The following is an 8,254-nucleotide window of genomic DNA, read 5'->3' as shown; positions in this document are numbered from 1 at the left end:
CCCCCCCCCCCCCCCCCCCCCCCCCCCCCCCCACCCCCCCCCCCCCCCCCCCCCCCCCCCCCCCCCCCCCCCCCCCCGGCAAAAACCGGGCGCGCTTCGTTTAGCCGTTCAGAGCCGAATTACTCCGAGTACTTGAACTCGGGCATGTTTTTCAGCTCGTCCTTGCTCGCATTGAACACGGCGTGGTCCGGATACCATTTCGACGAGGACGACGCGGTCGTTGTCGTCGCGGGCTTGTTGTCGGTGCCGGTCGCGGCACCCGTCGTGGTGCTCGCCGCGGGCCGGTTGGCTGCGCTGTTCGGGTTGTTGCCAGCAGCGCCGGTGTAGGCAACCGCCTCGTTGACGAACTTCAGCTTCTCATAGGGCACCGCGACCAGATGCTCGCCCAGGCCGAGGAAGCCACCGACGCCGATCACGGCGATCTTGATGTTGCCGCTCTTGTCCATCAGCAGATCATTGATCGAGCCGATGTTCTCGTTGGCGTCGTTGTAGACCTTGATGCCGTCCATCTTGGACGTACGCCACTGTCCCGACGCGGTCGTGGTGGTGGTCGAGGCGGCGGCAGCCGGCGCCTTGTCGGTGGTGGCGGTCGGATTTTGCGCGAACGCAACGGTTGCGAGCAGTGCGGTACCGGCGAGACCGGCCGCGATCGATTTCATCAACATATTGTCCTCTCCTTCAGCAGAAAACTTGTGCGGAGAAAACAGTCCGGATCAGTCCCAGTTCCGCGCGCGCTGCAATTTCGTCGCGCGATGCGCGAGTATCAGAGCTGCGCGTGATTGTTCCTAAGTCACTCAGGAACATTTTGCAGCGCACCGTTTCCCGCCGACGATCGCGCGCGCGCGTGATCGAGCGGATGCAGTTGCTTGTGCGGCAGCAGCCGCGGCTTTGCGGCTTGAGGCATGATCCGGAAAAGTGTGCAGCGGTTTTCCGAAAAGATCATGCCCAAAGATAAACCTCAGGCCGCGAGCGGCGGGTGTTGGAGCGCGGCCTCGTCGAAGATCGCCACCGCCTCGAAGCGATAATTGCAGGCGTGGCAGGTCCAGAGATAGGAGACGCGCCCCTCGCCCGGCTCGATCCAGTCGGGCTGCGCGATCGGCGTGCCGCATTGAGCACAGGGGTTATGTCTGGGGATCTCGCCGGTGTGGGCATTGACCATGGTTGATTTTGTCATGGCACCTCTCCCGATTCGCTGGCCGTGACATACTCGCTTTCGTCCGCCCATGCGAATAGACAGGCCTGCTGTCGCGAGTTGTCCGCCTGAAGGAACTCCTGCGCCAGCATTGAGTCGTCACAGCGGCTCGGCGCCGCACAAACATTTAACGGTGGCGTTTGGTCACATCATCGCCGCGTTCGGGGGCCTAAACGGCAGCCGGGCGCAGGCGTTCAATCAGTCTCAGGGACCTCCGGGATATCTGATGAAAATTTTACATGTTGCCGCGCTGCTCGCGGCCGGACTGACGTTGCCGCAGGCCGCATTCGCGGGCCAAGCGGAGTACGCCGAGATGGTCGCGGCCCATGCGCGCGCCAACGGCGTGCCGGAGGCGCTCGTGCATCGCGTCATCATGCGCGAGAGCCGCTATCAGCCTGGCCTGGTCGGCCATGGCGGCACCATCGGGCTGATGCAGATCAAGCTCGCGACCGCCCGCGGGGTCGGCTACACCGGCGACGCCGCCGGCCTGCGCGATCCCAACACCAACCTCACCTATGCCGTGAAATATCTCGCCGGCGCCTATCACGCCGCCAATGGCGATCATGCGAGAGCCGTTCGTTATTTCGCCGGCGGCTATTACTACGCCGCAAAGCGGCAGCGGCAGGAGGCCGTCCAAGTCGCCAATATGGGCGAGGCCAATATGAGCGCCCCTTGGCTCGAGCCGAACGGCAATCCGCAGCCGATGTTCGGCACCGTCCCGCACCGTAAGCTCGCCCAGCGCGTTCGCAACGCCCGGGCGCAGGCGCCCGCTCGCTGATCGCCGTCATGGCCGGGCTTGTCCCGGCCATCCACGAACTTTCGCGCCGCATCAAGAACGTGGATGCCCGGGACAAGCCCGGGCATGACGACCGACAGCACATTGACATCCCACTCCACTGGCATACATTCCGTCCGTTCCGAGGGGTGCTCCGAGGAGGAGCTGAGATACCGCTAAATGGGCAAATCCGCCCAGGACCGCGGTGACCCTTTGAACCTGATCCGGGTCATGCCGGCGAAGGGACAGGGATGTTGCAGACGACCAAGCGACCGGATTCCCCGGTATCCATCATCGGCGCAGGCATTGCGGGCGCCTGGCAGGCTCTGCTGTTCGCGCAGGCCGGCCACGCCGTCACCCTGCACGAGCGCGGTGACGCCGACATGACCGATGCCACCAGCCATTGGGCCGGCGGCATGCTCGCGCCCTATTGCGAGGCGGAAGTTTCCGAACCGATCATCTCCAGGCTCGGCCTGCGCTCGCTCGACATCTGGCGGCGCGAGCTGCCCGACACGCCCTTCAACGGTTCGCTGGTCGTCGCCCACCCGCGCGAGCGCAACGACTTCGAGCGTTTTGCCCGGATGACCGAAGGCCATCGCCGGCTCGATGCCGCCGGCCTTGCCGAGCTCGAGCCGTCGCTCGAAGGCCGCTTCCGCGACGCGCTGTTCTTTCCGACCGAGGGCCATGTCGAGCCGCGCCGCGTGCTGCCGAAACTGCACGAGCGCATCCGCGCCGCCGGCGGCACCATCAAATTCGACAGTGACGTCGCCGCCACGGACCTAGACGGCATCGTCATCGACTGCCGCGGCCTTTCCGCGCGCGACGAGCAGCCGGAGCTTCGCGGCGTCAAGGGCGAGATGATCCTGATCGAAACCGCCGAGGTGCAGCTCGCGCGCCCGGTGCGGCTGATCCATCCGCGCTGGCCGCTCTATGTGATCCCGCGCGAGGACAATCTGTTCATGCTGGGCGCGACCTCGATCGAGGCCGAGGACACCGGGGTCAGCGTGCGCTCGGCGCTGGAGCTGTTGGGCGCGGCCTATGCCGTGCATCCCGCCTTCGGCGAGGCCCGCATCGTCGAATTCGGCTCCGGCCTGCGCCCCGCTTTCCCCGACAATCTGCCGCGCATCGGCATTCGCGGCAACACGATCAGCGTGAACGGCCTGTACCGCCACGGCTTCCTGATCGCGCCGGCGCTTGCCGAGCTGACGCTTAGCTTTGTCGAGCGCGGCCAGATCGACAATGAGGTGATGCAATGCGCGTGATCGTCAACGGCGAGCAACGCGAGATCAATTCGGCCAGCGTCGACGCGCTGCTCAGCGAGCTCGACTACGAGGGCACCCATTTCGCGATCGCGCTGAACTACGACGTCGTGCCGAAGAGCCGCTGGGCCGAGACCGCGCTGAAGGCCGGCGACGAGATCGAGATTATCACGCCGCGGCAGGGAGGGTGAGGATGATCGCACGTTCTCTCTCCTTGTCGTCCCGGCGAAGGCCGGGACCCATAGCCACCGTCCTTCATTGGGACGGAAGGTCTCTGCCAAGCTGCCCTAAGGGAAATCACGCGGTATGGGTCTCGGCCTTCGCCGGGACGACAGTTGAATTTGAGGAGACACCTCCCACATGGTGACCTTCTACGGCAAGACCTTCCCCTCCCGCCTCCTCATCGGCAGCGCACTCTATCCCTCGCCTGCGATCATGCAGTCGGCGATCCGCGCCTCGGGCTCGAACATCGTCACGGTGTCGCTGCGGCGCGAATCCGCCGGCGGCAAGACCGGGGACGCGTTCTGGAATCTGATCCGCGAGCTCGACGTCACGGTGCTGCCGAACACGGCCGGCTGCCGCAGCGTGCGCGAGGCGGTGACGACGGCCAAGCTCGCGCGCGAATTGTTTGCGACATCCTGGATCAAGCTCGAAGTCATCGCCGACAATGACACGCTGCAGCCCGATGTGGTCGGACTTGTGGAAGCAGCAAGCATCCTGATCAAGGACGGCTTTGAAGTGTTCCCCTATTGCACCGAGGATCTCTCGGTCGCGAACCGGCTGGTCGATGCCGGCTGCAAGGTGGTGATGCCGTGGGCCGCGCCGATCGGCAGCGCAAAAGGCATCACCAACCGCGATGCGCTCAAGCTGATGCGCGAGCGGCTGCCCGATATCACGCTGGTGGTCGATGCCGGCATCGGCGCGCCCTCGCATGCGGCGCAGGCGCTCGAACTCGGCTACGACGCCGTGCTGCTCAACACCGCCATCGCAAAAGCCGCCGATCCCGTCGCGATGGCCAACGCCTTCCGCCTCGGCATCGAGGCCGGCCGCACCGCTTACGAAGCCGGGCTGATGAACGCACGCGATTTCGCCTCTCCTTCAACCCCTGTCGTTGGGACACCGTTCTGGCATGCCGTATCCTGATCGCTTTTATCCGGTCGTCGACAGCCTCGCCTGGGTCGAGCGCCTGACCAAACTCGGCGTGGGCACCATCCAGCTGCGCGCAAAGGACCTCGACGACTCCCAATCGCTCCAGATGGTCACCGATGCGCTCGCGATCACCGCGGGCACGCAAGCCAAGCTGGTCGTCAACGACTATTGGCGCGCTGCGATTGTCGCCGGTGCAAAGTATCTGCATCTCGGCCAGGAGGACCTTGCCGACGCAGACCTCGGCGCCATCCGCGAGGCCGGCCTGTCGCTCGGCGTTTCCACCCACGACGATGCGGAGCTGGACACCGCGCTCGCCTCCAAACCCGATTATGTCGCGCTGGGCCCGATCTTCTTCACCACCTTGAAGTCGATGCGATTCGAGCCGCAGGGCATTCCAAAGATCACGGAATGGAAGAAGCGCATCGGCACCATCCCGCTGGTCGCGATCGGCGGCATCAAGTTCGAGCACGCCGCGGAGATCTTTGCCGCCGGCGCGGATTCCATCGCCGTTGTCAGCGACGTCACCCAGAACGCCGACCCGGATGCGCGGGTGCGGCAATGGCTCGGCCTGTCCGCGGAGGCGGCGTGATGCGCACTCTCTCATCCCGTCATTGCGAAGAGCACTTGCGACGAAGCAATCCAGACTGTCTCTGCAGAGAGATTCTGGATTGCTTCGCTGCGCTCGCAATGACGGAGCAAGAATTCACCGCCCTCGCCCAGACGCACACACATACGAATTAAACCGGAGGATCCCATGAACATCCGCTCCAATCCCGACAAGACCGTCCCCGCCGTCACCACCGGCCCGCTGCCCTCGTCGCGAAAAATCTTCGCCTCGCCCGATGCCGCGCCCGACCTGCGCGTGCCGCTGCGCGAGATCATCCTGTCCGAAGGCGCGGGCGAGCCGAACCTGCCGGTGTACGACACCTCCGGCCCCTACACCGACCCGAGCGTGACCATCGACGTCAACGCCGGCCTCGCGCGCGGCCGCAAGGCCTGGGTGCTGGAGCGCGGCGGCGTCGAGGAATATCAGGGCCGGCAGATCAAGCCGGAGGACAACGGCAGCGTCTCCACCGACAAGGCCGCGCGTGCCTTCTCGGCCTATCACCAGCCGCTGCGCGGCCTCGACGGCCACAAGATCACGCAGCTCGAATTTGCCCGTGCCGGCATCATCACCAAGGAGATGATCTACGTCGCCGCACGCGAAAATCTCGGCCGCAAAGAGCAGCTCGAGCGTGCGGAAGCAGCCCTTGCCGACGGCGAAAGCTTTGGCGCGGAAGTGCCCGCCTTCATCACCCCGGAGTTCGTGCGCTCCGAGATCGCGCGCGGGCGCGCCATCATTCCCTGCAACATCAACCACTCAGAGCTCGAGCCGATGATCATCGGCCGCAACTTCCTCACCAAGATCAACGCCAATATCGGCAACTCGGCGGTGACGTCATCGGTCGAGGAAGAGGTCGAGAAGATGGTGTGGGCGATCCGCTGGGGCGCCGACACCGTGATGGACCTCTCCACGGGCCGCAACATCCACACCACCCGCGAATGGATTTTGCGCAACGCGCCGGTGCCGATCGGCACCGTTCCGATCTATCAGGCGCTGGAGAAGTGCGACGGCGATCCGGTCAAGCTGACCTGGGAGCTCTACAAGGACACGCTGATCGAGCAGTGCGAGCAGGGCGTCGACTATTTCACCATCCACGCCGGCGTGCGCCTGCAATACATCCACCTCACCGCCAACCGGGTCACCGGCATCGTGTCGCGCGGCGGCTCGATCATGGCGAAGTGGTGCCTGGCGCATCACAAGGAAAGCTTCCTCTACACCCATTTCGACGAGATCTGCGACCTCATGCGCAAGTATGACGTCTCGTTCTCGCTCGGCGACGGCCTGCGTCCGGGCTCGATCGCGGACGCCAACGACCGCGCGCAGTTCGCGGAGCTGGAGACGCTCGGCGAGCTCACCAAGATCGCGTGGGACAAGGGCTGCCAGGTCATGATCGAAGGCCCCGGCCACGTGCCGATGCACAAGATCAAGATCAACATGGACAAGCAGCTCAAGGAGTGCGGCGAGGCGCCGTTCTACACCCTCGGGCCCCTGACCACCGACATCGCGCCGGGCTACGACCACATCACCTCCGGCATCGGTGCGGCCATGATCGGCTGGTTCGGCTGCGCCATGCTCTGCTACGTCACGCCGAAGGAGCATCTCGGCCTGCCCGACCGCAACGACGTCAAGGTCGGCGTCATCACCTACAAGATCGCCGCGCACGCGTCCGATCTCGCCAAGGGCCATCCGGCTGCGCAACTGCGCGACGACGCGCTCTCCCGCGCCCGTTTCGACTTCCGCTGGAGCGACCAGTTCAACCTCGGCCTCGACCCCGACACCGCCAAGAACTTCCACGACGAGACCCTGCCGAAGGAAGCCCACAAGGTCGCCCATTTCTGCTCGATGTGCGGCCCAAAATTCTGCTCGATGAAGATCACCCAGGACGTCCGTGATTACGCGGCGACGCTGAACGATCCGAATGGCGTGGGGATGTCGATGAGCGGGACGGCCGAGGACGGCATGAAGCAGATGAGCGCGAAGTTCAAGGAGATGGGCTCAAGCGTGTATCTGGACGCGGAGAAGGTGAAGGAGAGCAATCGGGTGTTGTGAGCGCCCCTTCCTCGCCATGGCGGGGCTTGCTCGGGCATCCATCGGAAGCGAAGCCGGGCGAGAGCTCGGCTTCATTTTTGATGACATCCATCTAGATGTACAGCTTCCGAATAGGTCCGACCGGCACAATACTTGAACCCACAACGGACGCTTCGTAACCTTGAGTATCCGTCGTGGAGCCTTTCCCGAGCCGATGAGAAGACGAGAGGAGAAAGCAATAATGCAGCCAGCCGTTGAGCGCCTTGCTCAAATCGGCCCGTTGCCGAGTTCAAGTGCTGCCACCGCGCCGGAATTGCGGGAACTGGAAGTTTTGCTCGGCGAAGTGCAAACACCGATTACGGATGACGAGGCAAAAGCTTTGGTGCGGCTGTTCGGGCCAGATGATTGTCTCGGAATTGCTTGGTCGCTGCTTCACTTGATCGAGACATCTCCCGGCTGGCCAATTGAAGGTGCTCTCCATGGCCTAAACGGCGAGTGGATCGATAGACTGAAAGAGCGCGGAGCGCATTGACTGTAGCCGGGATGAGCGAAGCGACATCCCGCATTGACAGCCCACCCAAATGCCGCCCCCGCTCACACGGGCTGCAGCTCCACGGATAGACAATTTGCCCGAAGCCCCGCTGCACCGCCTCCCGGACCAACTCCTCCCCAACCTCCGCCTCGTCTTCGTCGGCACCGCCGCCTCTACGCGCTCGGCGGAGCTCGGGTACTACTACGCCCATCCCGGCAACCGCTTCTGGCGCGCGATCCATGAGGCCGGGATCACGCCGCGGCGCTATCAACCCAGCGAGTTTGCGTCGCTGATCGAGCTCGGGATCGGCTTCACCGACCTGTCCAAGTCGGGCGCCGGGATGGATCACCAGATCGCGGCTGACGCGATCGACGTGCCGGGGTTCAGGGCCAAGATCGAAAAGTTTCGCCCGAGGACGATTGCGTTCACGAGCAAGAAGGCCGCGAGCCTGTTTTACGGCAAGCCGTCGAGCGGGATTGCGCTGGGGCGGCAACAACGCGATGAGAGTTTGCCCGAGGTGTTCGTGCTGTCCTCGCCGTCGGGCGCCGCATCCGGGCATTGGACGCTGGAGCCGTGGCGCGAGCTTGCTGCGTGGATCGGTTCGTAAGGCAGGTTGGGGGCATCGCCAACACTCAGCCGTCGTCCCGGCGAAGGCCGGGACCCATACCGCGTGATTTGTCGGTTGCGGGTAGTCACAATACCGAGCGACCAGTTA

General features: G+C 64.4%; 11 protein-coding genes and 1 riboswitch. Of the genes, 8 read left to right on the top strand and 3 right to left on the bottom strand.

Annotation, left to right across the window (positions count from 1 at the left end; translation table 11 throughout):
* Nucleotides 1-119 precede the first annotated feature (119 nt).
* The 3 genes from AC0L3P_RS38770 to AC0L3P_RS38760 form a co-directional block, all read right to left on the bottom strand.
* Complete coding sequence (locus AC0L3P_RS38770; RefSeq protein WP_275173963.1) at nt 120-665, bottom strand: PRC-barrel domain-containing protein; 546 nt, start codon at nt 663-665, stop codon at nt 120-122.
* A gap of 125 nt (nt 666-790) precedes the next feature.
* Nucleotides 791-949 carry a hypothetical protein gene (locus tag AC0L3P_RS38765; protein ID WP_354101234.1) on the bottom strand — a complete coding sequence of 53 codons (159 nt, stop codon included), beginning with the start codon at nt 947-949 and terminating at the stop codon, nt 791-793.
* Between the two features lie 9 nt (nt 950-958).
* On the bottom strand, nt 959-1,174 hold the full coding sequence (locus AC0L3P_RS38760) for a hypothetical protein (RefSeq protein WP_275173965.1): 216 nt from the start codon (nt 1,172-1,174) through the stop codon (nt 959-961).
* A 244-nt stretch (nt 1,175-1,418) separates the two neighbouring features.
* On the opposite strand from AC0L3P_RS38760, the gene AC0L3P_RS38755 reads away from it, so the two are divergent.
* From AC0L3P_RS38755 to AC0L3P_RS38720, 8 genes are all read left to right on the top strand, one after another.
* A complete protein-coding gene (locus AC0L3P_RS38755) occupies nt 1,419-1,970 on the top strand; it encodes a lytic transglycosylase domain-containing protein (protein ID WP_354205220.1) in 552 nt (183 codons plus the stop codon).
* Nucleotides 1,971-2,102: 132 nt separating this feature from the next.
* A riboswitch (TPP riboswitch) is annotated at nt 2,103-2,231 on the top strand.
* Nucleotides 2,219-3,229, top strand: a complete 1,011-nt coding sequence (locus AC0L3P_RS38750; protein WP_354060420.1) for an FAD-dependent oxidoreductase — start codon at nt 2,219-2,221, stop codon at nt 3,227-3,229. Its footprint overlaps the riboswitch before it by 13 nt.
* Nucleotides 3,220-3,417 (top strand): sulfur carrier protein ThiS, encoded by a 198-nt coding sequence (thiS, locus tag AC0L3P_RS38745; protein ID WP_007600772.1) that lies wholly within the window; start codon nt 3,220-3,222, stop codon nt 3,415-3,417. The genes AC0L3P_RS38750 and thiS overlap by 10 nt, the downstream gene beginning before the upstream one ends.
* A 169-nt stretch (nt 3,418-3,586) precedes the next feature.
* The gene (locus AC0L3P_RS38740; RefSeq protein ID WP_354205216.1) at nt 3,587-4,369 is read left to right on the top strand and encodes a thiazole synthase; all 783 of its coding nucleotides are present in this window, start codon (nt 3,587-3,589) and stop codon (nt 4,367-4,369) included.
* The gene (locus AC0L3P_RS38735; RefSeq protein WP_473309276.1) at nt 4,356-4,964 is read left to right on the top strand and encodes a thiamine phosphate synthase; all 609 of its coding nucleotides are present in this window, start codon (nt 4,356-4,358) and stop codon (nt 4,962-4,964) included. The genes AC0L3P_RS38740 and AC0L3P_RS38735 overlap by 14 nt, the downstream gene beginning before the upstream one ends.
* A 165-nt stretch (nt 4,965-5,129) precedes the next feature.
* Nucleotides 5,130-7,028 carry a phosphomethylpyrimidine synthase ThiC gene (gene thiC, locus AC0L3P_RS38730; protein ID WP_473309275.1) on the top strand — a complete coding sequence of 633 codons (1,899 nt, stop codon included), beginning with the start codon at nt 5,130-5,132 and terminating at the stop codon, nt 7,026-7,028.
* A 220-nt stretch (nt 7,029-7,248) separates the two neighbouring features.
* Nucleotides 7,249-7,539, top strand: coding sequence for a hypothetical protein (locus AC0L3P_RS38725; protein WP_354060413.1), 291 nt, complete (start codon nt 7,249-7,251; stop codon nt 7,537-7,539).
* A 49-nt stretch (nt 7,540-7,588) separates the two neighbouring features.
* Nucleotides 7,589-8,146: a mismatch-specific DNA-glycosylase gene (locus AC0L3P_RS38720; RefSeq protein ID WP_473309274.1), complete on the top strand. Its 558-nt coding sequence runs from the start codon at nt 7,589-7,591 to the stop codon at nt 8,144-8,146.
* Nucleotides 8,147-8,254 lie beyond the last annotated feature (108 nt).

The organism is Bradyrhizobium sp. WSM4874 (assembly GCF_055811835.1).
The sequence above is the reverse complement of the archived record's forward strand: the minus strand, read 5'-3'. Positions and strand labels throughout refer to the sequence as shown.